Annotated in this window: 23 protein-coding genes; 11 read left to right on the forward strand and 12 right to left on the reverse strand. The window is 67.8% G+C overall.

Translation table 11 applies throughout. The features are described from left to right. Positions 1-12: 12 nt before the first annotated feature. The 5 genes from H6844_01450 to H6844_01470 form a co-directional block, all read right to left on the reverse strand. The gene (locus tag H6844_01450; GenBank protein MCB9928071.1) at positions 13-1179 is read right to left on the reverse strand and encodes an acyl-CoA dehydrogenase family protein; all 1167 of its coding nucleotides are present in this window, start codon (positions 1177-1179) and stop codon (positions 13-15) included. 22 nt (positions 1180-1201) lie between these two features. Then, positions 1202-2971, reverse strand: a complete 1770-nt coding sequence (locus H6844_01455) for a DHA2 family efflux MFS transporter permease subunit (GenBank protein ID MCB9928072.1) — start codon at positions 2969-2971, stop codon at positions 1202-1204. An 18-nt stretch (positions 2972-2989) separates the two neighbouring features. Further along, positions 2990-4066 carry an HlyD family secretion protein gene (locus tag H6844_01460; protein MCB9928073.1) on the reverse strand — a complete coding sequence of 359 codons (1077 nt, stop codon included), beginning with the start codon at positions 4064-4066 and terminating at the stop codon, positions 2990-2992. A gap of 74 nt (positions 4067-4140) precedes the next feature. Next, complete coding sequence (locus H6844_01465) at positions 4141-4587, reverse strand: MarR family transcriptional regulator (GenBank protein ID MCB9928074.1); 447 nt, start codon at positions 4585-4587, stop codon at positions 4141-4143. A gap of 87 nt (positions 4588-4674) precedes the next feature. Then, entirely contained in the window at positions 4675-5400 is a 726-nt protein-coding gene (locus tag H6844_01470; GenBank protein MCB9928075.1) for an SDR family oxidoreductase, read from the reverse strand. Between the two features lie 102 nt (positions 5401-5502). On the opposite strand from H6844_01470, the gene H6844_01475 reads away from it, so the two are divergent. The 7 genes from H6844_01475 to H6844_01505 all read left to right on the forward strand — a co-directional run bounded on the left by H6844_01475 (position 5503) and on the right by H6844_01505 (position 12618). Continuing rightward, positions 5503-5904, forward strand: coding sequence for a carboxymuconolactone decarboxylase family protein (locus tag H6844_01475; protein ID MCB9928076.1), 402 nt, complete (start codon positions 5503-5505; stop codon positions 5902-5904). Positions 5905-6052: 148 nt separating this feature from the next. Beyond that, complete coding sequence (locus H6844_01480; GenBank protein MCB9928077.1) at positions 6053-7303, forward strand: MFS transporter; 1251 nt, start codon at positions 6053-6055, stop codon at positions 7301-7303. A gap of 31 nt (positions 7304-7334) precedes the next feature. Then, a complete protein-coding gene (locus H6844_01485; GenBank protein ID MCB9928078.1) occupies positions 7335-8678 on the forward strand; it encodes a TldD/PmbA family protein in 1344 nt (447 codons plus the stop codon). 6 nt (positions 8679-8684) lie between these two features. Continuing rightward, entirely contained in the window at positions 8685-9401 is a 717-nt protein-coding gene (locus H6844_01490) for a lysophospholipid acyltransferase family protein (GenBank protein MCB9928079.1), read from the forward strand. Positions 9402-9414: 13 nt separating this feature from the next. Continuing rightward, positions 9415-10710, forward strand: a complete 1296-nt coding sequence (locus tag H6844_01495) for a 3-deoxy-D-manno-octulosonic acid transferase (GenBank protein MCB9928080.1) — start codon at positions 9415-9417, stop codon at positions 10708-10710. After that, positions 10697-11668, forward strand: coding sequence for a tetraacyldisaccharide 4'-kinase (locus H6844_01500; protein MCB9928081.1), 972 nt, complete (start codon positions 10697-10699; stop codon positions 11666-11668). Before H6844_01495 ends, H6844_01500 begins: the two co-directional genes overlap by 14 nt. Next, positions 11665-12618 carry a lauroyl acyltransferase gene (locus H6844_01505; GenBank protein MCB9928082.1) on the forward strand — a complete coding sequence of 318 codons (954 nt, stop codon included), beginning with the start codon at positions 11665-11667 and terminating at the stop codon, positions 12616-12618. The genes H6844_01500 and H6844_01505 overlap by 4 nt, the downstream gene beginning before the upstream one ends. A 131-nt stretch (positions 12619-12749) precedes the next feature. Here H6844_01505 and H6844_01510 read toward each other — a convergent pair whose 3' ends face one another. From H6844_01510 to H6844_01540, 7 genes are all read right to left on the reverse strand, one after another. Continuing rightward, entirely contained in the window at positions 12750-13823 is a 1074-nt protein-coding gene (locus tag H6844_01510) for a hypothetical protein (GenBank protein MCB9928083.1), read from the reverse strand. 115 nt (positions 13824-13938) lie between these two features. Further along, positions 13939-15078: an amidohydrolase/deacetylase family metallohydrolase gene (locus H6844_01515; protein ID MCB9928084.1), complete on the reverse strand. Its 1140-nt coding sequence runs from the start codon at positions 15076-15078 to the stop codon at positions 13939-13941. Beyond that, entirely contained in the window at positions 15071-15595 is a 525-nt protein-coding gene (locus H6844_01520) for a paraquat-inducible protein A (protein MCB9928085.1), read from the reverse strand. Before H6844_01520 ends, H6844_01515 begins: the two co-directional genes overlap by 8 nt. Then, on the reverse strand, positions 15592-16908 hold the full coding sequence (locus H6844_01525; protein ID MCB9928086.1) for an LLM class flavin-dependent oxidoreductase: 1317 nt from the start codon (positions 16906-16908) through the stop codon (positions 15592-15594). Before H6844_01525 ends, H6844_01520 begins: the two co-directional genes overlap by 4 nt. Positions 16909-16953: 45 nt before the next feature. Next, a complete protein-coding gene (locus H6844_01530) occupies positions 16954-17853 on the reverse strand; it encodes a C40 family peptidase (protein ID MCB9928087.1) in 900 nt (299 codons plus the stop codon). Beyond that, a complete protein-coding gene (locus tag H6844_01535; protein ID MCB9928088.1) occupies positions 17850-18749 on the reverse strand; it encodes a PhzF family phenazine biosynthesis protein in 900 nt (299 codons plus the stop codon). The genes H6844_01530 and H6844_01535 overlap by 4 nt, the downstream gene beginning before the upstream one ends. Before the next feature lie 29 nt (positions 18750-18778). Further along, entirely contained in the window at positions 18779-19978 is a 1200-nt protein-coding gene (locus tag H6844_01540) for a CoA transferase (protein MCB9928089.1), read from the reverse strand. 278 nt (positions 19979-20256) lie between these two features. Between H6844_01540 and H6844_01545 the strand changes: the two genes are divergently transcribed. Genes H6844_01545 through H6844_01560 form a run of 4 tightly spaced genes read left to right on the forward strand, consistent with a single transcriptional unit; the run spans position 20257 to position 25380 of the window. After that, the gene (locus H6844_01545; GenBank protein MCB9928090.1) at positions 20257-22149 is read left to right on the forward strand and encodes a type I secretion system permease/ATPase; all 1893 of its coding nucleotides are present in this window, start codon (positions 20257-20259) and stop codon (positions 22147-22149) included. 3 nt (positions 22150-22152) lie between these two features. Beyond that, positions 22153-23526, forward strand: a complete 1374-nt coding sequence (locus H6844_01550; GenBank protein MCB9928091.1) for an HlyD family type I secretion periplasmic adaptor subunit — start codon at positions 22153-22155, stop codon at positions 23524-23526. Between the two features lie 34 nt (positions 23527-23560). Continuing rightward, positions 23561-24367, forward strand: a complete 807-nt coding sequence (locus H6844_01555; protein MCB9928092.1) for a YdcF family protein — start codon at positions 23561-23563, stop codon at positions 24365-24367. Positions 24368-24369: 2 nt separating this feature from the next. Continuing rightward, positions 24370-25380: a lytic murein transglycosylase gene (locus tag H6844_01560; GenBank protein ID MCB9928093.1), complete on the forward strand. Its 1011-nt coding sequence runs from the start codon at positions 24370-24372 to the stop codon at positions 25378-25380. The last annotated feature ends 18 nt before the right edge of the window (positions 25381-25398 follow it).

Here is a 25398-nt window from a genome sequence, read left to right on the forward strand (position 1 = left end):
CGGGATGAGGCTTTAGCCGGCGCGAAGCATGGCCTTGGCGATTTGTTGCTGCTGCATCTGGCTGGTGCCCTCGAACAGGCGGAACAGGCGCACGTCCCGGTACAGGCGGGTGATGGCGTTGTCCTCGATATAGCCGGCCCCGCCCAGAATCTGCACGGCGCGGTCGGCCACCCGGCACACCATTTCCGAGCCGAAATACTTGGCCGCGGCGATGTCGGGGAAGGGTAGGGGCGTGCCGGCCTCGACCGCCCGGTCGAAGGCGCGGGCCACGTCCAGCACCAACGCCTTGGCCGCCAGCATGTCGGCCTGCATTTCCGCCAGCATCGCCTGCACCATCTGGAACTCGCCGATGGGCTGGCCGAATTGCTCGCGCTTACGGGCGTGTGCAACGGCTTCGGCGATCAGCCGGATCGCCTGGCCGACGCAGGTGGCCGCCACATGGGTGCGGGCGGAGTTGATGCCGCGTAGCGCAGCGCCCAGCCCCCGGCCTTCCACATGGCCCACCAGATTCGCCGCCGGCACGCGGCAGTTTTCGATATTCATTTCGGTGGAGTGCGAGCCGCGCAGGCCCAAGAGCGGCGGCGCCGGCAGCGCTTCGATGCCGGGCGTCCCCGCGGGCACCAGAAATGCGGAGACGCCGGCGGACCCTGTGCTGGCCGGGTCGGTGCGGGCCATGACCAGGAACAGGTCGGCCTCGGGCGCGTTGGTGATGTAGCGCTTCCGGCCGTTCAGCACATAATCGTCGCCGTCGCGCACCGCCGTCGTTTTCAGGCCGCCCGCATCGCTGCCCGCGTCCGGCTCCGTCAGGGCGAAGGCACCGGTGACGGCGCCGGAGGCCATCCGCGGCAGCCATTCGCGCTTCTGGTCCTCGGTCGCGAAATCCAGAATGGCCTGGCTGGTGAGCCCGATCGTGGTCGAAAAGCGCGAGCGGAAGACGGCGGAGGCGCGGGTGAACGCCATGGTCAGGCGCACCTGTTCTTCCTGGTTGCAGGCAAGGCCGCCGTATTCCTCGGGGATGGAAATGCCGAACAGGCCCAGCTCGCGCATGCGCTCGACCAGGGGTTCGGGCACGCAGTCTTCCGCTTCCAGGCGAGGCTCCGCCGGGATCAACTCCTCGTCCGTGAACCGTTCGATGGCGGTCAGATAGGTTTCGAAATCTCGGAAGCTTGCGGAGGCAATCACGGGGACCGGCCCTTTCGGTTTATCGCATCAGGCGACGCGCGCGGCGGGATTGGGCGCGCCGTTTCAGCATGCCGGTACGACGAACCGGACGCGGTTGCAACGGCCGTTTGGAAAGCGGTGGCGGCAGTGGCGGCGCATGTTCGGCCCGGTCGGTATCGGTCGACGGAGCCGGTGGGCGCGCCGAGACCAGGGTCGGCGCCGTTGCCAGGACGGTGGCCGGCTTGGGCCGGCGCACGAACCAGGCCGGGATGGTCGCGGCCAACGTCACCAGGCCCAGCACCAGGAACACATCCTGGAAGCCGAACATATAGGCGTTGGCGTGGACGATTTGGCCCAAGAAGGTAATGGCATAATTCTGGGCCGTGCCGTCGGGCAGCCCGGTCGGCGCCAGCATGCTTGCGACCATGCCCAGGGTTTCCGCACTGGTGCTGTTGGCCGGCGTCTGCGTCGCCGTCAGGGCGGTGGCATGGAAGGCGGTGCGGGTCTCCAGCACGGCCACCAGCACGGCGATGCCCATGCCGCCGCCCAACTGGCGGAAGAAATTGGCATTGCTGGAGGCGCTGGCCAGCTTTTCCGGTGGCACATAGCGCAGCGAGGTGGCGTTCAGGGGCGTCAGCACCCAGGACAGGCCGATCCGGGTGAAGGCGCTCAGCCCCGCCATCAGGAAGAAGCCGACATTCACGTCGACCCGGTGCATCAGGATGAAGCCGATCGCGAAGGTGACCAGGCCGCTGAGGATCAGCCATTGCGGCGGCAGCGTGTCGGAGACACGGCCGCTCAGCGGGAACATGAACACCATGATACTGCCGCCGAGCGCCAGCAGCCAGCCCGCGCGCATGGCGGTGTAGCCTTGCACGGTCTGTGCGAAGACCGGCACCACATAGGACGAGCCGAACATGCAGACGCCGAAAATGAACGAGACCGCCATGGCGCAGGCGAAGCGCGGATTCCGGAACAGGGTGAAATCCAGCAGCGGCCGCTTCGCCCGGCGTTCCCACCAGACGAAGGCGGCGACGATGATGCTTCCGAGCGCCAGCCGGCCGATCACTGCGTCCGAGGTCCAGCCGAGGCGCTGCCCACTGGTCAACCCGCTGAGGATCAGCGCGAGCGCCGTTGCCAACAGGGCGAGTCCGGTCCAATCGAACGGCGGAAACGGTCCTTTCTGTGCCCGCTCCGGCAGGAACAGCGAGCCAAGCACCAGGGACACCGCGATGAAGGGCAGCGGCATGGCGAAGATGTAGCGCCAGCCCAGCGTGTCGATGGCGATCCCGCCCAGCAAGGGGCCGAACACCGGCGCCAACACGACGCCCATGCCGAAAATTCCCATGGCCGTGCCGCGGCGCTCCGGCGGGAACACCTGGAAGTTCACCATCATCGAGAACGGCTGCATCACACCCGCCGGAATGCCCTGCATGATCCGCGCGACAATCAGCATGTCGATGCTGGTGGAGGTCGCGCCGATGGCCGAGCCGACCAGGAACACCGCGACGATGACCAGAAAGGTCAGGCGCTGGCCGAGCGCGGCGATCAGCCAGGCGTTCAGCAGCATGCCGATGACCATGGTGGCCAGATAGCCGGTGGCGATCCATTGCGCCTGATCCTGGCCGACGCCGAACGCGCCCATGACGCTCGGAACCGCCACATTCATGCTGACCGACGATAACACCATGCCCAACGCCCCGGCCAGGCAGGCGGAGACGACCAGCCAGCGGTAGCGGGCGGCCCCGTACCGCGCGCTCAACACCTCGATGGTTTCTGCTTCGCGTTCGGGGGTCGGGGCGGCGGTCATCTCAGATGTCCGGACGGGCTATTTGCGTACGTCGATTTCGACCTCGACCATCATGCCGGGCGAAAGGTCGATATCCGGTGCCGCCGACCGGTCGAGCGCGATGCGGACCGGCACGCGCTGGGTGATCTTGGTGAAGTTGCCGGAGGGGTTGGGGGTTGGCAACAAGGCAAACTTGGCCGTCGTAGCCGAGCCTACCCGTTCGATCGTGCCCCGGACGTCCGCATCCGGAAATGCGTCGACGAAAACATGGACCGGCTGGCCGAGTTTCAACAGGCGCAGTTCGGTTTCCTTGATGTTGGCTTCGACCCAGACCGCGTCCGGATCGTGCATCATCAGCACGCGCTGGCCGACCCGCACATATTCGCCCTCTTCCACGAACAGGCGGTCGATGACGCCGGCGATCGGTGCGTGGATGATATGCTCCTCGATCTCCACCCGTTTCTGTTCCAGCTCCGCTCTCAAGGCGGTTGCCTGATGATCGAGCATGGCCATTTCCTGGTCGATCATCTCGACCTCGCCCCGCCCGGCCTCGGTCTCGGCGATGGCACCGCGAGCGCGCTGCATCTGCGCTTCGGCCTCTGCGACGTCGCTGCGCAGCCGGCCGACCGTCGCCCGCGCCTCGTCGAGGCGGGCGCGGCTGATCACCTTGCGGGAAAACAGCCGCTCGACGCGGTTGAGATCCTGCTCCGCCAGGGCCAGTTCCGCGCGCAGCGAAGCGCGCTTGGCCTGGTTGGCCTGCAATTCGGAGGTGCGCGATGAAATCCGGCTGCCGGTTTGCTGGTCCATCATTTGCTGTTTGTCGCCGAGCCGGGCCCGGTCGGAGTCCAGCGATGCCAGTCGGGCCTGGATCGCCTCGGCCTCCAGGCGGGGGATGCGGTCATCCAGGCGAGCCAGCACGGCGCCGGCTTTCACCTTCTGGCCTTCCTCGACTTCCAGTTTCAGCAACTGGCCGTCGCGGCGACTGGACATGGTGACCAGGTCGGTGGTGATGCGGGCGTCGTACTCGAAAACATGGGTCAGCCGCGCCATGATTTCGGTGTAGCCCCAGCCGACCGCGGCCAGGGCGACGATGGCAATCACAACATAGCGAACCATGCTGCGACCCAGCCGGCTGCGGCGTACGGGCTGCGGCAAGGGTTGGGTCGGGGGGGCTTTGGGTTTGTCTTCGGTCATTTGGCGCTATCGGACATTCGGATCGTTTCCAGCCGCCGCAAGACGCAGGCGAGCGACGCGTTCAGGCTCGTCAGTTGTGACGCGGGCAGGTCGGCCACCAGTTCCTGCCGCAGGGCAAGCGCGATGCGGCTCGCGTCGCAATGGGTGGTGCGGCCTGCTGCGGTGATGCAGACATGTTTCACCCGCCGGTCCTCGGGCGCATCGCGGCGTTCGACCAGACCGGCGCTTTCCAACTGGTCCAGCTGGCGCACGAGCGTCGGCCCGCTGATTCCCGCCTGCTCGGCCAGATCGTTCTGGGCGATGGGCCCGCTCACCTCCGCCAGGAGGGTCAGCAAGACATAGCGCGCCTGGCTCAGGCTGTGCGGGTGCAGCCGGCGATCCAGCTCCCCGCGCCAGAGGCGCGCCACGACGGCGATTTGACGGCCAAGAGTGTATTGCGGCATGGCTATTTGATAGCACGCTAATGAATAGCAGGTCAAACTATCCTCGCACGGCCGTTTCTCTAGTCACGCCGTCGATGCGGGGCGGACTCACAAGTTACAGGACAGGCCGCCATCGACCGTCAGGGTCTCGCCGGTGATGAACGCAGCGGCGTCCGAGGCCAGGAACAATGCCGCGCCGGCAATATCGGCGGGGGTTCCCCAGCGGCCCAGCGGCGTGCGTTGCAGAATCCCCTCGTTCACCGCACCCGACTGCGAGACCTTGGTCATTTCGGTCGCGACGAAGCCGGGCGCGATGGCGTTGACCCGGATGCCGTCGCGCGCCCAGGCGACCGCCAGGGTCTTGGTCAGTTGCAGAATCCCCGCCTTGGAGGCGCCATAGGCCGGGTTGCCGCGACTGCCGAAAAACGCCGTGACCGAGGTCAGATTGAGAACGCTGCCGGCACCGCTGGCGGCCAGCTTCGGCCGCATCAGGCCCGAAAGCGTCATCATGCCGGTCAGGTTCACGTCCAGGACACGCTGGAAGTTGTCGCGTTCGTATTCCTGCCCCCGATACAGCACCATGCCCGCATTGTTCACCAGAATGTCGAGCGTCGGCAGGGATGCCGCCAGGCGTTCCAGGGCCGCCGCGTCGCCGATATCCGCCTGGTGGAAGGTCATGCGGTCGAGGTCGGTGTCATAGCTCTCGCGCGGCCGCGTGCCTGTCGCGTGCACCGCTGCACCGGCGTCGCGGAAGGCGCAGGCGATGGCGTTGCCGATGCCGGCAGAGGCACCGGTCACCAACACCGACCGACCGGAAAAATCGAAACGGACCAAGATTGTGACATCCCTTTTGGAAGCAAGGCTTGCAAGCCGCTTATGCTTTGCTTCAGATGCGCGACCGTCAACCCATTCCCGATAGGCAAAGGATCACGACCGATGGACACGTCCAAGTACAACAACACCGAAGCGTTTCAGGCCGGCCTGAAGGCGCGGCGCGAAGTGCTGGGCGACGGCTATGTCGAGCCGTCGATCGCGCGCGGTGCCGAAGACGCATTCACGCGGAAGTTGCAGCAATTCGTCACGGAGTTCGCCTGGGGCACCGTCTGGTGCAGCGACGGATTGGACCGCAAGACCCGCTCGACCATCAATATTGCGTTACTCGCCGCGATGGGACGTTCGGCCGAGCTGAAGCTGCACACCCGCGGCGCCATCGCCAATGGCATGACCAAGGACGAAATTGCGGAAGTCTTTCTGCAAGTTGCGGTTTATGCGGGCGCTCCCGCCGCGGTCGAGGCCTTCCGCGAGGCCAAAACGGTGTTCGACGACATGGGGATCTGATCCGCTCTCCGCCCTGCAACGCGTTGACCGCATCAATGGCTCGTTAACCACTTCCCACGCACTCTCCTCCAGCGTCCCGGCCTTCGGGTTTGACGCTGGATTTTTTTTGGCATTCAAATGCGGTTTCCGGTGAGTAGGAGCAATGGTGTTGGCCGGGATTTCCGATCCTAGCAAGTGGGCGCTGCCGGCTGCTGTGATTGCAATCTGTGCGTTTCTGACCGCCGTGATGCGGATCAGCTATGACAGCTTTGCCATTTTCCTGTTGCCGCTCAGCCGTGAATTCGGATGGGCGCGCGCCGAGACCGCGGGCATTTACGGCGCGATGATGCTGTGTTTCGGCATCGGTTGCCCGATCGCCGGCCGTTTGATGGACCATTGGGGCCCCCGTTGGACCTATGTGCTTGGCGCGGTGGGGCTGGCGCTGGGGTTTTGGGCCGCCCGGTCCTCCAGCGCCCTCTGGCAGTTTTATCTTGCGATTGGCGTGTGCGTCGGCTTGTCGGGCGCCTTGGTCGGTACCGTCAGCCACGCGGCGCTTCTGGCCCGATGGTTCGGCGCCAATCTGACCATCGCGATTGCCGCCGCCGCCGCCGCCTCCGGCATTGGGGTGCTGGTGTTCGCGCCGTTGCTGCAATGGCTGATCGACGCCGATGGCTGGCGCTGGACCTATGCCATGCTGGCTGCCGTGGCGCTGGGGCTGGCGGTGATTCTGTTCGCGCTGCCGTGGCATCGTTTGGGCGGGCCGAAAACACCGGTTCTCGCCCGCCGCGCACCGCCGGCGTCGGGTTCGGATCCGGTCGCCCTGTCTCCCCCCGTGACCGGAGCGCGCGATGCCTATCGCCAGACCCGGTTCTGGGCCCTGTTCGGGTTGCAGTTCCTGACCGCGGTCAGCGTGTTCAGTCTCAACCCCCAGATCGTCGCGCTGTTGGTCGACCATGGCTTCGATCCGCTGGCTTCGGCCAGTGCATTCGGGGCCGCCGGCTTTATGGGAACGGCCGGCTTGATGGTGTTCGGCTGGCTGGCGGATCGGCGTGGCCGCACCCTGGCCTTGAGCCTGAGTTTTGCCATGACCATTGCGGGGTTCGCGGCCCTGGGCCTGGTGACGGTCGTGTCGTCCTGGTGGTTGGTCGGCCTGTTCGTCCTCATTTACGGACCGACCTTTGGCGCGCGCGGGCCCATCGTCAACGGCCTGATTCCCCGCGTCTTTGGCCGGGGTCCCAGTTTGGGGCTGATCCTGGGATCGGTCCATATGGGCCTGGGCCTGGGGGCCGCGACCGGGGCCACGCTGGGGGGATATCTGCACGACATCAGCGGCTACCGCGCCGTCATTCTGGTTGCGATCGCCGCATCCGCTGCGGCCTTGACCCTGTATTTGTCAGTGGGGTCGGTGCGCAAGGCGTGACGTGGCGGGCGGCTTGGGCTAGAAACGCCGAATGACCGACACAACCGTCTTATCGCTTCTCGATGACCTCGTCGCCCGGGCCCGTTCGGCCGGCGCGGACGCCGCCGACGCCGTCGCCGTGCGCGGCGACAGCCTGTCCGTGGCCTGGCGCCGCGGCGCCCTGGAACACGTCGAACGCAGCGAGGGTGAGGATATCGGCCTGCGCGTTCTGATCGGCCGCCGCCAGGCCGCCGCCTCCAGCGCCGACCGCTCGCCCGCCGCCCTGGCCGCTCTGGTCGAGCGCGCGGTGGCCATGGCCAAGGTCGCGCCGGAAGACCCGACCGCCGGGCTAGCCGATCCGGCGCAACTGGCCCGCGACTGGCCCGACCTCGACTTGTTCGATCCGTCGGAACCCACTGTCGAGGAACTGAGCGGGTTCACCGCCGCGGCGGAAGAGGCGATGCTGGCCGTGCCCGGCGTCTCCGCCAACAGCGAGGGGGCCGAGGCCAGCTGGGGCCGGTCCGCCCTGGCGGTGGTCGCCAGCAACGGCTTCGCCGCCCAGTACCAGCGCACCGGCTCCTCGCTCACCGCGGTCGCGCTGGCCGGCGAGGGCACCGGCATGGAGCGCCAGTACGATTCCCACAGCGTCGTGCACCGCGCCGACCTGGAGCCGCCGGACCTGATCGGCCGCCGCGCCGGCGAGCGCGCGGTCAAGGCGCTGGGCGCCCGCAAGCCGAAAAGCCAGGCCGTCCCCATCGTGTTCGAGCGCCGGGTGGCGAGCGGCATGCTGATGACACTGGCCGGCGCCATCAACGGCCAGGCCATCGCGCGCGGCACCAGTTTCCTGAAAGGCGCCATGGGCGAGCCGGTGTTCGCCAAGGGCGTGCGCGTCATGGACGACCCGCGTCGCCACCGTGGTCTCGCCTCGCGCCCGTTCGATGGCGAAGGGCTGCCGGCCGAACCTCTGGCCCTGATCGAGGACGGCGTGTTGCAGTGCTGGCTGCTGAATCTTGCCACGGCCCGCCAGCTCGGGCTGGAGAGCAATGGACGGGCGACGCGCAGCATCGGCGCCGCGCCGGGCATCGGTGCAACCAATCTTTACATGGAGCCGGGCGAGCAGACGCCGGAGGCTATGATCCGCGAGATCGAGCAGGGCCTGTTCGTCACGCAGTTGATCGGTCAGGGGGTCAACATCGTCACCGGCACCTATTCCCGCGGCTGCACCGGCTTCTGGATCGAGAAGGGTGAGATCGCCTACCCGGTCAGCGAAATCACCATCGCCGGCAATCTGCGAGAGATGTTCCAGGGCATAAGGCCGGCCAGCGATCTGGAATTTCGCTCCAGCGTCAATGCGCCGACCCTTCGGATCGACGGCATGACGGTCGCAGGGGCGTGACGCGCGGTGAAGCGGTTTCTGGGCAGTGAGGCCGTACAGGCCGCCTTGCCGTCCGTCGCGGCGGCGTATCTAAAGACGGCGCGCGCCTGTTTCCGGTTGGTGCGTGACGACTCGGCGAAGGGTGAGGCGATCCTGGCGCGCGGCAAGCCGGTGCTGGCCTGCTTCTGGCACGGCCGGTTGTTGCCCATGGCGCTCTGCTGGCGCAGTACGCGGGGCGATATCCTGATTTCGCGCTCGCGCGATGGCCGCCTGATCGCCAACACCGCCCGCAAGCTGGGCTATGGCGTGGTCGAAGGTTCGACCGCCCGTGGCCAGCGCAACCGGGGCAGCGTTTCCGCAGCCCGGCAGGTGGTGTTGCGCCTGCAGGAAGGCCGGCTTATCGGCATCACCCCGGACGGGCCGCGTGGCCCGCGCATGCGCGCCAGCGCCGGTGCGATCCGCCTGGCCCAGATGGCCGGGGTCGATCTGGTGCCGGTGTCGGCGGCGCTCTCTCCCGCCATCCGCATCGGCTCCTGGGACCGGATGATCGTGCCGGTGCCGGTGCCGTTCACCCGCGCGGCGTTCCTGGTCGGCGACCCGATCGTCATCCCCGCCGATGCCAGCGCGACCGAGCGCGAGCGCCTGCGCCTACAGCTCGAAACCGAGATGAACCGCCTGACGGCGGAGGCCGACGACCTGGTTGGGGCGCCGGCGGTGAAGCCGGCCGAGCCGGCGCCGGCATGAGGAGGCCGGCCTCGTGCTCCTGTCGCTCTATCGTCTTCTGACCCGGCTGGCCGGGCCGTTCGTCCGGCTGTATCTGCGCCGCCGCCAGGCCGAGGGCCGCGAGGACCCGGTGCGCCTGCCGGAGCGTCTGGGCCATCCGGGACTGGCCCGACCCTCGGGCCGGCTGGTCTGGTGCCACGCCGCCAGCGTCGGCGAGGCGATCTCGGTGCTGCCGTTTCTCGACCGCTTCCGCCTGGAAAACCCGGACTGGCGCATTCTCCTGACCACCGGCACGGTCACGTCGGCGCGGCTGATCCAGGACCGGGCGCCGGACGGGGTGCTGCACCAGTATGTGCCCGTGGACCGGCCCGGTCCGGTCGGTCGCTTTCTCGACCACTGGCAACCGCAACTGGCCCTGTGGGTGGAGTCCGAACTCTGGCCCAATCTGATCTCGCTCACCCACGAGCGCGGCATCCCCATGGTGCTGCTGAACGGCCGCATGTCGGACCGTTCGGCCAGCGGCTGGCGCCGTTGGCCGCGCACGGCCCGCCGCTTGCTGGCGTCGTTCGACCTGGTGCTGCCGCAAACCGCGGAGGATGCCGCCCGCTTCATCCGCCTGGGCGCGCCGCATGTCGAGGTGCGCGGCAATCTGAAATCCGCGGCCCCGCCCTTGCCCTACGACGCCGACGAACTGCGTCGCCTGCAGGCGATCATCGGCCAGCGGCCCTGCTGGGTCGCCGCCAGCCTGCATCCGGGCGAGGACGAGGCGGTGGCGGCGGTTCATGAGGCGCTGGTCCGGGAACGGCCGGACCTGCTGACCATTGTCGTGCCCCGCCATCCGCATCGGGGCGTGACCTGGGCCGAGACCAGCTTCCAGCGTTTCAAGCCGCAATTGCGCAGCCGCGGCGACTGGCCGGACGGCGCGGTCTATATCGCGGATACGCTGGGCGAGCTGGGCCTGTTCTATCGCCTCGGCAAGGTGGCTTTTGTCGGCGGCTCGCTGGTCGAAATCGGCGGCCACAACCCGCTGGAGCCGGCGCGCCTCGGCGCCGCCATCCTGTTCGGCCCGCACGTGTTCAATTTCCGCGAGGTGTGCGAGAGCCTGTGTGCCGCCGGCGGCGCCTATCGCACGCCGGATGCCGAGGCCGTCGCCAAGGCCGTGTGGGCACTGCTGGAGGATGACGGGCTGCGTCGGCATATGATCGACGCGGCCGCCCGCGTTGCCGCTGCGGAAAGCCAGGTGCTGGAGCAGGTGCTGGCCGCCCTTTCGCCCCACATTGCCGCCGCCACGCCGGCCCGGCCGCGGACCGAGCCGCATGCGCACTCCTGAGTTCTGGCAGCGGGACTCCCTCTGGTCGTGGCTGCTGGCGCCTGCGGGGTGGCTCTACGCCGTCGCCGGCTGGTGGCGCTGGCGGCGCGCGCGTCCGGTGCGGGCACCGGTGCCGGTCGTCTGTGTCGGCAATCTGGTGGCGGGCGGTGCCGGCAAAACGCCGACAGTGCTCGCATTGGCCGATCTGCTGCGGGATCGGACCCCGCACGCGCTCAGCCGCGGCTATGGCGGGCGCCTGTCCGGTGTGGTCCGGGTCGACCCCGCCCGGCATTCGGCCGAGGATGTCGGTGACGAACCCTTGCTGCTGGCTCGCCATCTGCCGGCCTGGATCTCGCGCGATCGTCCGGCGGGCGCCCGTGCCGCGGCAGAAGCCGGCGCGGGCCTGATCCTCATGGATGACGGCTTCCAGAACCCGACACTGGCGAAGACCGTCTCGCTACTGGTGATCGACGCGGCTCAGGGCCTGGGCAATGGCCGCTGCCTGCCGGCGGGGCCGCTGCGCGAGCCGGCGGCGCGGGGGTTTGCCCGGGCCGATGCCGTGGTGCTGATCGGCGAGGGCTCGCCGGCCCTGCCGTTCGCCGGCCCCGTGTTCCACGCCCACGTCCGGCCGTTAGCGGCGGGCGCGTCGTGGCGGGGCCGCGCCGTGGTTGCCTTCGCCGGCATCGCCCGGCCCGAGAAGTTGTTCGCGACCCTGCGCACGCTTGGCGCCGACCTACGCTCCACGCAGGCCTTCGCCGACCACCACCGTTTCCAAGACACCGAATTGCAGGCTCTGGCCCGTGTGGCCGGATCGGACGCGGTGCTGGTCACCACCGAAAAAGACCATGTCCGGTTGCCGGCGGACTGGCAAAAGCGGGTGGAGCCGTTGCCCGTTGCCCTGCAATTCGAGGACCCGGCCGCCCTGACCGCCTGGCTGACAACCCGCCTCGCATCCGCTCGCCTGGAAGCCGCCCCATGACCCGAACCCGCTTGCAACGCTGGCTGCTCGACCCGTTGGAATATGCGCTGTTGCGATCGCTGTTCGGCCTGCTGGGCCTGCTGTCGCCCGAGCAGGCGTCGAACCTGGGAGGCTGGGTGGCGCGCACCATCGGGCCGCGTATCCCCGCCTCCAACCGCATCCGCCGCAACCTGGCCCTGGCCATGCCCGAACTCGGTCCCGCGGAATGCGAGGCCATCGTCCGGGCTTGCTGGGACAATCTGGGGCGCATTTTCGGCGAGATGCCGCATCTGGACGCGATCACCGGCGACGACCGGGTGGAACTCGACCCGGCGACCCTGGATCGGTTGTGGGCGGCGAAGGGCGAGGGACGGGCCATGATCTTCGTCGGCGCGCATCTCTCGAATTTCGAGGTGTTCGGCCGGGTTGCCGCGCGGTCGGGCTTCCCTCAGGCGTTGATCTACCGCCGCGCCAACAACCCGCTGGTCGATGCCTATTTCCGCCGCATGCGTGGGCCGGACCTGCAACTCTTCCCGAAAAGCCTGGATGGTTTTCGCGCCATTCAGCGGGTGATGGCGGCCGGCGGCAATCTTGGCATGTTGATCGACCAGAAGCTGAACGAGGGCATTGCCGTGCCGTTTTTCGGCCGGCCGGCCATGACCACGCCGGCGCCCTCGCAAATGGCGATGCGCTTCCGGGCCGTCGTGGTCATCGGCTATGCGGAGCGTATGGGGCCGGCCCGCTATCGTCTGCACGCCGAAGTGATCGACCTGCCGCAGCCGGCAGACCGGTCGGTGAAAGCGCGTAAGGCGGCGGACTATGAGGCGACCGCCCTGCTGAACCGCCGCATCGAGGCACAGATCCGGGCCCAGCCGGGCAACTGGTTCTGGCTGCACCGCCGCTGGCCGGACTCGAAAGGCCCCTGGCCCGACCCCAATTTGCCCCCGTCCTCCCGGTCGCCCGGGCCCTGAGGGGGGCCCGATCCTCGCCGCAAGTATTGTGCGTCTCCCCCTGGAGATCCCGGCCCTCACCTCCGGCTCGGCCGGGAAAGCGCTGAAGCTAAGCCGCTTTCCCGGCCTTGAGCCGGGATCTGCCGCCGCTCCTACCAGTACATCACCGCGGTTTCGCCCCTGCGGAACGACCAGTACAGGCGAACGCGCACCACATAGCTTCGGCCGCGCTCCAGGCGCTGCTCCAACTTGGCGTTGCGATCCGAGCCGCTGTCGTCATCGCCGGCGACATAGCGCAGGTCGCCATTGTCCTCCTCGGTGAACAGGACGAGTACGGCGTCCGATTGACCGAAGGTCTGGAGGGTGTAGCTGCGGCTCATCTGCGGCTTGATCCGGAAATCCGCCTGCTCGCTCGGCTCCAGCGTGATCCGGCGCGACTCGAACAGGTCGAGTTCGGGGATTATGGGCGCCATTGGCGGGTAGAAATGCCGGACCTGTTCCTTGTCGGCGTCGGAGAGCCCCGCTTTCGGGATCAGGCCGGTGCGGCCCAGCGGTTCCGGCTTCAGGATCAGACCGGGTGCGAAGCGGTAGTGCATGATCGAGTCGCGATCCCAGGGCGAGCCGCTGACCTGGTCGAACGGCAGCTTGCGCAGGATGTTGTGGCGGATTGTCTGCTCCGGCCAGCTGTTCGGCGGGCCGCTGAACTCTTCCAGCACCGCCGGCTCGTCCCAGACGATGCCGGCCATCGGGTTCTGGTGTTCGTGCGGGAAGCCCATGGCGTGGCCGATTTCGTGCAAGGCGGTGTCGTGGCCATAGGGTGTGGTCAGGTCCCAGCCGAAATTCATGGTCCGGTTGTCCGGGCTCTTGGCCTCCCAGTAATCGATATTGTCGCGGCCGACATAGGACCAGGAGCCGTCGTTCTGGTCGAAGCCGATGCGGATCTCGGCCTCGGTCGGCTCGTGCACCTCTTCGAATTCCAGGCCGATGCCCAGATTCTTCCAGGTCTTGAAGGCATCGCGCACGGCCTGCATCTGGGCGTCGTCGGCGCCCCAGGGGGCGTCGCGGAAGAAGAAATAGTGCAGGACGGTGCCGTTGGTCCATTTCTTCTCGTTCATGCGCACCAGCGACAGGCGCCGGCCGCTGACCGTGTCGGCCACGGGCCGGACCGGAACCACCGGTTCGGCGCAATACGGAACCTTCTCGAATTTGGGTTTGCGCGCCGCCATGACTTGTCCTCCAACCGGTCCCGGTCCACCGTCCGACTATCGGCACAGGCGGCCGAAACCCGTTGAAGGTTAACACAGATCGGGCGCGCTCCCAACGCCCGTTGCGGCGATGGCGTCAGGCAATCGGCGGCAGGGTTGCGCGGAACACGCCTTGCATCACCATGCCATGGGCGCGGACATGCTTGCCGGCGTGCCGTTCCAGCCCCTTCACGTCCCGCAGGGTGTAGTCGCCGTCGTCGATGGAGAGCACCGAGGCGTCGCCCGGCGTGCCGATCTCCAGCGAGCCCAGTTCGGGCCGGCCGATGGCATTGGCCGGGCCCTGGGTGGACGCGCGGATGACCTCGGCCTCGCTCATGCCCAGGTGCAGGAATTTCGACATGGTCACCAACTGGTCGTAGGCCGGGCCCTCGATGCTGAGCGAGTGCACGTCGGACGAGATGCAGTCGGGCAGGAAGCCGGCCGAGACCATGTCGTCCGCGGTTTTCCAGCCGAACGAGCCGCCGCCATGGCCGACATCGAAGATTACGCCGCGCTCGCGCGCCGCTAGCACTTCCTCACGCACGCGGCCGTCATAGTGGCTGGGTGCGCCGGGGAAGGGGCGGAAGCAGTGGGTGAGCACGTCGCCCTTGCGCAGGCGGGCCAGCACCTCCTTGCGCGACGGTGGCGGGTAGTCCAGGTGGCACATGACCGGCAGGCCGGCAGCGTCCGCGACTTCCAGGGCGATGTCGAGCGGGGCTGCACCCTTGCCGCCGGAGGCGGTCATGCCGATGCGGACCTTGACGCCGCAGATGATGTCGCGGTGCCGCTCGATCGCGTTCAGGCAGGATTCCGCATGCAGCAGGCGGAAATCGGCGCATTCCCCGACCATGACGGTTTTCGAGAACGCAAAAATTCCGGCAAACGAGATGTTGATATAGCTGACGATGTTGACGTCCGCCGGCTCGACGATGTGGCGGCGATAGCCATCGAAATTCGCCGGACCCGCGGTGCCGGCGTCGACCAGCGTGGTGCAGGCGGTCGCCAGCGCGTAAGGATCGGGCTCGATGCCGATGGAGGTGTGCCCCGCATAGACATGGGTGTGCAGGTCGATCAGGCCCGGGGTCACCATCTTGCCCGACACGTCGCGCACGTCGCGGGCTTGCAGCCCGTCGCCGATCGCGGCGACCTTGCCGTCGGCAAAGGCGATGTCGGTGACGCGGTCGATCTTCTGGGCCGGGTCGACGATGCGGCCGCCTTTCAACACCAGGTCATGCATGGGGGGAACTTTCGTCTGCGGTGGAAACGGTTACGGCCAGGCGGGCAAGCCGACCGTAAGCCCATCCCGATAGCACGACCGCTGCGGCAAACAAAGCGATCCCGAGCCCCAGATTGGCCGCAGTCAATAGTGAACCTTCCAGTGCGAGGATGACGACGGCGACGATGAACACGTCCAGCATCGACCATTTCGCTATCGCCGCCAGCGGATGCAGCCAGCGCTTCGCCGGCAGGCTGGCGATGTCCGCCCCATAGAACACCCAGAGGCCCAGCCCCACCTTCGCCAGCGGCAGCACGACCGTGAAGGCGAACAACACCGCGAACAGGCTGTAATGCCCCTTGTTCCAAAAGGTCCACGCCGCCCCCCAGAGCGAATAGTCCTGGCTCAGAACCCAGAGATTCTGGAAGTGCAGGCTTGGCAGGACCAAGCCAGCCACCAGCAGCGGCAGGCACACAAGCAAAGCGGGGCCGACCAGCCGGTCGGCCCCGGATGCGCTGCGTCCCAGCGTTCGCGTCATTTCGCCTTGGCGGCGGCCTGGGGATTGGCGCGCGGGTCGGCGTGCGGAATCGGGATGGCGCCGCCGCGGGTCTTGTCGACGAAGGCGCCGCCGGTGGGATCGACCTCGCCGGACTCGATCCGCCGCTTGCCGGCCGCCTTCACCGTCGGGATTTGGTCCCGCGGCAGGTCAGCCATGCGCTCCTTGCGGGCCAGCGCCGCCTCGATATAGGGGGCAAGTTCGGCCTGTTTGGCCTTTTGCCGCTTGTCTTCCCGCTCCTTGAAGGCCGGCAGCAGGGTGTCGGCAAAGGTTTCCAGCGTCTCGCAAATGTGCTCGTGCGCGTTGCGGCCCACCTGCTGGACGAAGATGATCTGGTCGAGGCCGATGTCCTCATAGCCGCGCAGATGCGCCTCCACCTGCTCCGGCGTGCCGATGCCGCCGCGACCGGCATTGTCGGGCAGGGAGTCGTAGACCTCGTCGAACATCTCGGCCACGCCCGTTACCGTTGGCGTGTGTGCGCCGAAATTGGTGTAGTGCGCCAGCGAGTAGCCGAAATAGCGGAAGCCCGGCAGGCCGCGCCGCTCCGCCTCGGCCTCGTCCTTGTGCAGGGAAAAACCGCTCACCGCCGCCAGGTTCGGGTTGACCGTGTGGCCCAGGGGCACACACTCGTCCGACTTGATGATGGCGTAGTAGTCCTTCACCCACTCGGCTGCCTGCTCCGGCTCGACGAAGCCGAAAATCAGCGCGCCCATGCCGAACCGTGCGGCGCGCAGGATCGAGTCGCGGCGCGAGCAGGCGAGCCAGAGCGGCGGGTGCGGTTTCTGGAACGGCTTCGGCAGCACGTTGCGCGCCGGCATGGAGAAATACTGGCCCTGATAGCCGGGATAGGGCGCCATCGCCATCATGTTGGCGGCCTGCTCGGCGCCTTCGCGCCATTGGGAGTGTTTCTCCTCCGGCACGATGTTGAAGCCTTCCATCTCCATCAGCGTGGCGCTTTCGCCCGTGCCCCATTCGACGCGGCCATTGGAGAGCAGGTCCAGGGTCGCGACGCGCTCGGCCACCCGGGCCGGGTGGTTGTAGAGCGGCGAGGTCAGGTTGATGCCGTGGCCGAGCCGGATGTTTTTGGTCCGCTGACTGGCGGCCGCCAGGAACACTTCCGGCGCGCTGGAATGCGAGTATTCCTCCAGGAAGTGATGCTCCACCTCCCAGACATGGTCGATGCCGAGCCGGTCGGCCAGTTCGATCTGTTCCAGGGACTCGTGAAACACCCGGTGTTCCGAGCGCTCGTCCCAGGGGCGGGGCACCTGGTGCTCGTAAAACAGGCCGAATTTCATGGGGCGATATCCTCTGCGTGCTAGCGTTCTGCGTTGGGCGAAACTCTAACCGCTTAGCCCTTTCGGGTCGAGGCGGGGCCGCCGCACGGCCGTCACCGGCAGCCCCAGCCCGGCGAGGCGGGCGAGGCACACCTCGCGCGGCTCCTCGATCACGCTCCAGGTGCGGCCGGTGGCGTGCACCACCGTGCCCTCGCCGGTGTCGATGACCACATGGCCTTTCACATAGATCGTGTCGCCGCGTTGCCAGGCGTCCGGTTGCGGTGGCACCGGCGCGCCGATGCTCGCGGCCTGCTGGTCGCTGTCGCGCCGGCAGGCAAGGCCACAGGCGGCGAGCGCGATTTGCACCAGGCCGGAACAGTCCACCCCGCCGGCGCCGCGCCCGCCCCAGAGATAGGGCAGGCCGATCAGGCGTCGCGCCACTGCCACCCAATCGCGTTCGGGTTCGGCGATGGGCCGCAAATGGCCGGCAAAGACATAGCCGCCATCCTCCAGTCGTGCGAACCGGCCTCCGTCTTCCGCGACGGCGAGCGGCGTGCCCAGGCTCGGATAAGCCGTTGGCGAGCCTTCCTGCTTCGCGTCCGGCAGCACCACGGTCTGGCGCGCACAAACCACATGCGTGGCCTCCCGCCAGCCGTCGGCCAGCGCCCGGCGGCGGACATAGCCGACATAGCCGTCATGCCGGCTTTGCACCCAGGCCCAGTCGCCGGCCTCGTCGAACACGGTGACCGCCTCGCCGGGCAAAAGCTGGCTGTCCATCGGCGCCGGTGGTTCGGGGCGACGCAGCAGCGGTTCGGCGGCGCCGACAATCCGGGCGGGCCGGCCCGCGACGAACCGGGGTGCCGGGACCCGGCCACGCAGCCGCGCATCCGCCAGATCCGGGCGAAACGCGTGCAGGCGCCAGTCGAGCGGTTCGGAAGGGGTGTCGGGAGTTTCGGGGGCGCTCAAACCGTCAGGAACCCTTCCATCGCCGCCACTGACGGGCCGCCGACCCGCACCGCCGCGACCTGGTTGCCGCTCTTGTCCGCGGCGCCCTGGATCAGGCTCGGCCGACCCATTTCCAGTCCCTGGGCGATGGTGAGCGGGACGGTGCCGTCGCTCTTCGCGTCCAGATGGGCCAGAAAGCCGGTGAGTGCCGCCGCGGCGCTGCCGGTGGCCGGGTCCTCGATCACGCCGTGCAACGGCGCCAGCATTCGCGCCTGCACCTGGTGCGCCCCAGTGCGGACATAGAGGTAGAGCGCGTCGCCGCTGCGTCCGGCGAAATGCGTCTCGAACGCCGCCAGGTCCGGCTTGACCGCCGCCAGCGCCGCCAGGTCCCGCACCTCGGCCAGGGTGAAGGGCAGCCCGACCGAGGCGGTTTGCGGTGTGTGGCGTGAGGTGGAGAAGGCGTCCGCCGGCAGGCCCGACGCCGCGGCCACATGCGCGAGGGGCACGCTCTCGCCCAGCTCCAGCGCCGCCGGTGCGGTGAACTCGGTGGCGAGCGGTGCGCCCATGCCGTCGCGGGCGATGCTGAGCGTCACCAGACCGGCTTCTTCCTCGAAGCGCAGCACGTCGCCCACCGGCCGACCCTGCACCCGCCCCAGCAGTGCGAGCGCGTGGGCGGTGCCGACATTGGGATGGCCGGCGAACGGCACCTCGCGGGCCGGCGTGAAAATGCGGACCCGGGCATCATTCTCCGCCGCGCTGGCGGGCAGCACGAACGTGGTCTCGGAGTAGTTGAATTCGCGCGCGATGGCCTGCATTTGCTCCGTTGAGAGCCCGCGTGCATCCGGCAACACCGCCAGCTGGTTGCCGCCGAAGCGCCGCTCGGTGAACACGTCGAGCGTCAGATAGGAAAAGCGCATGACATCGGGTCTCCTTGGGAGCGGACGGGTCAGATCGTCCCCGCTTCGCGCAGGGCTGCGATCTCATCGCTCGAATAACCCAGTTCCGCCAGAACCTCGTCGTTGTGCTGGCCCAGCAAGGGCGGCGGGCGATCCGGCCGCGGCGCGTCCTCGTTGGCGAGGAAGGGGGCGCCGATGCCATAGGCCGGCCGCTGGATCGGTCCGAACTGGCCCAGTTGCGTGAACACCTCGCGGTGTTCCAATTGCGGATGCTTGCTGGCATCGGGCAGGGAGTTCACCGGGGCCGCCGGCACTTTCGCCTCGCCCATGATCCGGTCCCATTCCGCCGTGGTCCGGGCGCTGAAGGCCTCGTGCATCGCGGCTTCGACCACGTGGTAATGCTGTTTGCGCGAATCGAAATCCTGGAAGATCGGGTCCGTCAGCCAGTGTTCCCGGTCCACGGCCTTGGCGGTGGCGCGGAACTGGCCGTCGGTCAGGCAGGTGACCATGATGAAGCCGTCCGCAGTGGTGAACACGCCGGCGGTCGGGATCAGCGCTGGCGAGGAATTGCCGACCCGGGGCGAGTCCGCGCCCGTGTTCAGATAGTTCGAGACCTGCGGCCCCAGGATCGTCATGGCGGTGTCCAGCATCGACACGTCCAGCTGCTGGCCCTGGCCGGTGCGCTCGCGCCGCACCAGCGCCCCCAGAATGGCCATGGTCGCGCTGATGGCGGTGGGCACGTCGACGCTCATGAAGCCGGCCCTGACCGGCGTTTCCGGCAGGCCGGTCACCGCGATCATGCCGCTGGTCGCCTGGATGGCGCCGTCATAGGCGGCGGCGCCGGCGTAGGGGCCGGTCTGGCCATAGCCGGTGACCGAGCAGTAGACGATATCGGGCTTGACCGCTTTTACGGCCTCGTAGCCGAAGCCCAGCTTCTCGATCACGCCGGCCTTGAAGTTCTCCATCACCACGTCGGCGCGCTCGATCAGCCGCCAGACGATGGGCTTGGCCGCCTCGCTTTTCAGGTCCAGCGTGATGCTGCGCTTGCCGGCATTGCAGGCCAGGAACATCGGGCTGAGGCTCGCCTTGCCCCAGTCGTTGTCGCCCAGGAGCTTGCGCCCCTGGTCGCCGACGCCCGGCTGTTCAATCTTGACCACATCGGCGCCGAGCAGCGCCAGGTGCTGGGTGGCGAATGGGCCGGCGATGACCTGGGTGAAGTCGACGACACGAATGCCTTCGAGCGCGCGCATGGGCAGATTTCCTCGCGAATGTCCGTAGTTGTCCGCGATCATGGCGGGCCGTGCGGCGACCGGCAAGCCATCCGCGGGCGGATGGGGCCCGTTCCGCCCGCATTCATCCGCCCTTGACCTGTGATAGTTACGCTGACGCGCAGCAGATACAACGTGTCGCTGGCGGTCGGGTTCAGGTTCTGCTTTAAGGTCGCTCTTCGAATTCTATATCGACGAAGCGCCCCCCTGTAAAAAAAACCGCGAACCAAATCCGGAGTACAAGGGTCTTGGGGGAGACAATGCAACCGCGTGCCGCACTGAGACGGGCTGTCGCCGGCGCCCGCCGGGCGATGTTTGCCGTCGCCATTTTCAGCATCGTGCTCAACCTGCTGATGCTGACCGTCCCCATCTACATGATGCAGATGTATGACCGGGTTCTGCCGACCCGGCACACCGATACGCTGCTGTTGCTGAGCCTGATGGCGCTGGTGGCGCTGATGGTGATGGCGGCAATGGAAGTCGTGCGCTCGCGCATCATGGTTCGTTTGGGTACCTGGATCGACCGACAGCTCTCCGGGCCGCTGCTCATGGTCAGCATGGTGGAGAGCCTGCGCCGCTCCGGTGCCGGCATACAGGCGGCAAGCGCGCTGCGCGAACTGAACACGCTGCGGCAGTTCGTGACCGGGCCGGGCGTGTTTCCGCTGTTGGATGCGCCCTGGGTCCCCATCTACATCGCCATTATCTTTTTCCTGCACCCGCTGCTTGGCTGGCTGTCCATTGCCGGCGCGGTCGTGGTGTTCCTGTTTGCCGTCGCCAACGATCTGCTGACGCGCCCGGCGCTGTCGCGGGCATCGCGCGGCATCAACCAATCGCTCTACCGGGCCGATGCGGCGGTGCGGAATGCGGACGTGATCGAGGCGCTGGGCATGGGCCCCGCCGTGGTCGACAAATGGCGGTCGGCGGGCGAGGTGGGCCTGGGCTATCAGGCGGATGCGAGCGATGCCTCCGGCCTGATATCGGCGGTGGCGCGGATGATGCGCCTGGTGGTGCAGATCGGCATTCTCGGCGCCGGTGCCTATCTGGTGATCCTGGGCGAGCTGACCGGGGGCGGCATGATCGGGGCTTCCATCATTCTCGGCCGGGCCATGGCGCCGATCGAGCAGTCGATCAACGCCTGGCGCGGCTTTACCGGTGCGCGCAACGCCTTTCGCAGCATTCGCGGCCTGATCGAACGCCAGGAAGACGAGGGCGAACCGATGAGCCTGCCGGAGCCGAAAGGGCAGGTCTCGGTCGAGGGGGTGACGTTCGTTCCGCCGGGACAGCGCGAACCGGTGTTGCGTCAGGTCAGTTTCGAGGTGCGGCCGGGCGAGCAGGTCGGGCTGGTGGGGCCGTCGGCCTCGGGCAAGACCACGCTGGCGCGCCTGCTGGTCGGCAGTTGGCTGCCGACGGCGGGCACGGTGCGACTGGACGGGGCCGATCTGGCTTACTGGCACGCCAACGACCGCGGCCGGCATATCGGCTATGTGCCCCAGGACGTCGAGCTGTTCGACGGCACGGTGCGCGAAAACATCGCCCGGCTGACCGATTGCGAGCCGGAGGAGATCGTCGCGGCCGCGCGCCTCGCCCGGGTGCATGAAATGATCCTGCGCTTGCCCGATGGCTATGACACCCAGATGGGCGAGGGCGGCGTCTGGCTCTCCGGCGGGCAGCGTCAGCGCATCGCCATGGCGCGGGCCGTGTTCGGGCAGCCGAAATTCCTGGTCCTCGACGAGCCCAATGCCAATCTCGACCGCGAAGGCGACATGGCCCTGCTCGAAACCCTCAAAGAGCTCAAGGCCATGGGGTCGACCGTCATCATCGTCAGCCATCGCCCCAGCGTGTTGAGCTTCGTCGATAGCGTCATCGTGCTCAATCAGGGCCGGCTCGAGGCCAAGGGGCCGCGGGATGAGGTGCTGGCCAAGTTGATGCCGGGCGGTGGTGCCCAGGCGCAGATCGCATCGCCGCCGGGTTCAGCGCCGCAGGGTGAGCCGGCTCCGGCGCGACCGGCGGCCCGGGGCAATGGCTCCGGCGGCGTTTCGGTGCAACCGCTGAGCCCTGGCGCCGATTCCCGGATCCGCATTCGCCCCGGCGCGGCCGAGCCGAATGCTGTCGCGCCGGATGCCGTCCCGCCCGCGGCCAAGGGAGAGGGCTGAGCCATGGCCCGCCGCGCCGTAGTGCCGCGTCAGGGCGGCAGCCAGGTCGCCACCTTCACCGAGGCTCCGCCGCCGCGGCCCGGATTTCGCGACATGGGCTTTGCCAGCACCTTGCGCATCGGCCTGTTGATGATTCTGGTGTTCATCGGCGGGTTCGGTGCATGGGCTGCCCTCGCCCCGCTGGAAAGCGCTGCGATCGCACACGGCGAGGTCATCGTTGAGGGCGACCGCCGCAGCGTCGAACACCTCGAAGGTGGCATTGTCCGCAAGATCCTGGTGCGGGACGGCGACGAGGTGACCGCGGGCGAGACGCTGATCCAGCTGGACGATACCCAGGCTCGCGCCAGTGTCGGCGTGCTGGAAACCCGTCTGGTCTACGCCACCGCCCTGGCGGCGCGGTTGACGGCCGAGCGGGACGGGGAGGAGGCCCTGGACGTGCCGGCCTGGCTCACCGACGAGGCGACGCGCGACCCGCAGGTGCGGCACGTGATCGAAGTGCAACGCAATATCCTGCACAGTGGCGCGGAGACGATGGCCAGCCAGTTGGCCATTCTCGACAATCGCAAGCAGCAGTTCGGCGAGGAAATCGACGGTCTCACCGCCGAGGTTGCCGCCATCGACCAGGAACTGGTGCACATTCGCGCCGAGTTGGGCGACGTCAGATCGCTGGTCGACAAGAGCCTGTCGCCGCGCGCGCGCCTCTATGCGCTGCAACGGCAGGAGGCGCAGATTCTGGGGCGGCGCGGCCGCAACATGGCGGACATCGCCCGTGCCCGCCAGAGCATTGCCGAGGCGGACCTGCGCGCCACCAATCTCAAGACCGAGGCTGTGGAAAAGGCGATCCGCGAGCTGCGCGACACCCAGGGCGAAATCGCCGACCTGCAGGAACGGCTTTCCGCCGCCCGCGACGTGTTCGCGCGGACCAGCATCGTCGCGCCGGTCGCCGGCGTGGTTGTCAACATGCAGATCCATACCGCCAACAGCATCGTCAAGCCGGGCGAGCCGCTGATGCAGATCGTGCCGCTCAGCGAGGGGCGCATCATCCGCGCGCGGGTCGATCCGACCGATATCGACGTGGTGCACACCGGCCTGCGGGCGAATGTGCGTCTGACCGCGTTCAGCGCCCGGCGCACGCCGGAACTGCGCGGCACCGTCATCAACGTCTCGGCCGACCGTCTCGTCGATCCGAAGACGGGGGCTCCCTATTATGACGCGCGCATTCGCCTGGACGAGGGCGAGACAGCGCGGATCAAGGACCTGCAGCTTGCACCCGGCATGCCGGTGGAAGTGATGATCACGACCGGCGAGACGACCTTGCTGAACTATCTGGTTCAGCCGTTCACCGATCTGTTGCGCCGCGGCGTGACCGAATCGTGACCGGAACGCCGGACCGGGCCCGCGCGGGCGGACGATGAGCGACCTGCTGTTCACGCTTTCGAAGCTGGCCCAGATCCTGCTCGAGCCCGATGCGCTGTTGCTCCTGGTGTTGGCCGTGGGGGTGGGGCTGCTCTATTGGCGGCCGCGGGTGGGGCGCATCGTCGTGACCGGCGCGGGCGCGCTGCTCCTCGCCGTCTCGGTGCTGCCGGTGGGAGCCTGGCTGCTGGCGCCATTGGAAAACCGCTTCCCGCGGCCGGACCTGGACGCGATCGGTCCGATCGACGGAATCGTCGTGCTGGGCGGTGCGTTGCGCACCGACATTGCCGACGCGAGGAACGCCCTGTCGTTGAACCGCTATGCCGAGCGGGTGGTTGAAATGACCATGTTGGCGCGCCGTTTTCCCAAGGCGCGGCTGGTCTATTCCGGCGGTTCCGGCGACGTGCGGCGGGTCCGTATCACCGAAGCCGCCGCGCTGGCGCCCTACCTGCCGGCGCTGGGCCTGCCGCCCGGCCGGGTGCTGCTGGAAGACCAATCCCGCAACACTTACGAGAACGCGCGCGACACCCGGGCCCTGGTCAAGCCGAAAGCAGGATCCCGCTGGCTGCTCGTGACCTCGTCCTACCACCTGCCGCGCGCCATGGGGGTGTTTCGGGCGGAGGGTTGGGACCCGATTGCCTATCCGGTCGATTACCAGACGTCGGGCCGCGAGCGCTGGCCGGTGCTGGCCCCGGCCCTGCACTGGCGCGATCTGGATCTGGCGGCGCACGAATACGTTGGCTTGCTGGCCTACTATGCCGCAGGCTATAGCAACAGCGTGTTTCCCGGCCCCCGGAAGGAATGACCATGATGCGGCGCCCTGTTGCTGGTTGGCTTGGCCTGATGGCCTCCGTGCTGTTAGCGGGGCTGTTGGCGGCGCCGGCATTGTCCGCTCCGGCCGACTGGGCGGACTGGCTCGCCGGATTCCGCGCCAAGGCCAAGGCTGAGGGCATTGGCGAGACGACCCTGCACGCCGCGCTCGACGGTTTGGAGCCGATCCAGTCCATTCTGGAGCGCGATCGCAAACAGCCCGAATTCACCCTGACCTTTCCCCAGTATATCGACCGGGTGGTGACGGATGCCAAGGTGCAGCAAGGCCGGGCGATGGCGCGCGACCATGCGGACCTGCTGGCGCGGATCAGCCGCAAATACGGGGTCCAGTCGCGGTTCATCCTGGCGATCTGGGGTATTGAGAGCTTTTACGGTCGCCACACCGGCAAGGAAGCCGTCGTCGCGGCGCTGGCCACGCTGTCCTATGACCGGCGCCGCTCCAGCTTCTTTCAGTCCCAATTGCTGGCGGCGCTGCGCATGGCCGACAAGGGCTATATCGATCTGGCGACGATGAAAGGGTCCTGGGCGGGCGCCATGGGCCAGCCGCAATTCATCCCGACCAGCTATCTGGCCTATGCGGTGGATGAGGACGGCGACGGCAGGCGCGACATTTGGAACTCCCTGCCGGACATTTTCGGGTCCATCGCCAACTATCTGGCCCGCCATGGCTGGACGGCCGATCAGACCTGGGGCCGTCCGGTTCAGGTGCCGGCAAGTTTGCGCGGGCGCTGGGCGACGCTGTCCGAGGATGCGAACAAGTCTAAGCCCATGCCCTTGCCGCGCTGGGGCGAGCTGGGCGTACGCATGCCGGCCGGCGGGGCACTGCCGACCCGGCCGCTGCCGACGGTTCTGGTCGCCCCCGACGGCAAGGATGGCCCGATGTTTGCCACATATCCGAATTACAGGCGGATATTGAACTACAACCCGTCGCATCTTTATGCGCTGGCGGTTGGGGTCTTGTCTGATCGGATCGAATCGGTGCAATAAGCGACGATTCGGCTAAGG

It is taken from the genome of Alphaproteobacteria bacterium (genome assembly GCA_020638555.1).
Taxonomy (GTDB): domain Bacteria; phylum Pseudomonadota; class Alphaproteobacteria; order Bin95; family Bin95; genus JACKII01.

Bases quoted from the DNA above. Each gene is read 5' to 3' on its own strand.
- H6844_01535 (MCB9928088.1), bottom strand. From the start codon at position 18,749: ATGCGCTTTTCCTATCTGACGCTCGACGTGTTCACCGAGCGGCGCTTC.
- H6844_01475 (MCB9928076.1), top strand. From the start codon at position 5,503: ATGGACACGTCCAAGTACAACAACACCGAAGCGTTTCAGGCCGGCCTG.
- H6844_01455 (MCB9928072.1), bottom strand. From the start codon at position 2,971: ATGACCGCCGCCCCGACCCCCGAACGCGAAGCAGAAACCATCGAGGTG.
- H6844_01505 (MCB9928082.1), top strand. From the start codon at position 11,665: ATGACCCGAACCCGCTTGCAACGCTGGCTGCTCGACCCGTTGGAATAT.
- H6844_01460 (MCB9928073.1), bottom strand. From the start codon at position 4,066: ATGGTTCGCTATGTTGTGATTGCCATCGTCGCCCTGGCCGCGGTCGGC.
- H6844_01540 (MCB9928089.1), bottom strand. From the start codon at position 19,978: ATGCGCGCGCTCGAAGGCATTCGTGTCGTCGACTTCACCCAGGTCATC.
- H6844_01550 (MCB9928091.1), top strand. From the start codon at position 22,153: ATGGCCCGCCGCGCCGTAGTGCCGCGTCAGGGCGGCAGCCAGGTCGCC.
- H6844_01500 (MCB9928081.1), top strand. From the start codon at position 10,697: ATGCGCACTCCTGAGTTCTGGCAGCGGGACTCCCTCTGGTCGTGGCTG.
- H6844_01515 (MCB9928084.1), bottom strand. From the start codon at position 15,078: ATGCATGACCTGGTGTTGAAAGGCGGCCGCATCGTCGACCCGGCCCAG.
- H6844_01555 (MCB9928092.1), top strand. From the start codon at position 23,561: ATGAGCGACCTGCTGTTCACGCTTTCGAAGCTGGCCCAGATCCTGCTC.
- H6844_01465 (MCB9928074.1), bottom strand. From the start codon at position 4,587: ATGCCGCAATACACTCTTGGCCGTCAAATCGCCGTCGTGGCGCGCCTC.
- H6844_01485 (MCB9928078.1), top strand. From the start codon at position 7,335: ATGACCGACACAACCGTCTTATCGCTTCTCGATGACCTCGTCGCCCGG.
- H6844_01560 (MCB9928093.1), top strand. From the start codon at position 24,370: ATGATGCGGCGCCCTGTTGCTGGTTGGCTTGGCCTGATGGCCTCCGTG.
- H6844_01510 (MCB9928083.1), bottom strand. From the start codon at position 13,823: ATGGCGGCGCGCAAACCCAAATTCGAGAAGGTTCCGTATTGCGCCGAA.
- H6844_01545 (MCB9928090.1), top strand. From the start codon at position 20,257: ATGCAACCGCGTGCCGCACTGAGACGGGCTGTCGCCGGCGCCCGCCGG.
- H6844_01525 (MCB9928086.1), bottom strand. From the start codon at position 16,908: ATGAAATTCGGCCTGTTTTACGAGCACCAGGTGCCCCGCCCCTGGGAC.
- H6844_01520 (MCB9928085.1), bottom strand. From the start codon at position 15,595: ATGACGCGAACGCTGGGACGCAGCGCATCCGGGGCCGACCGGCTGGTC.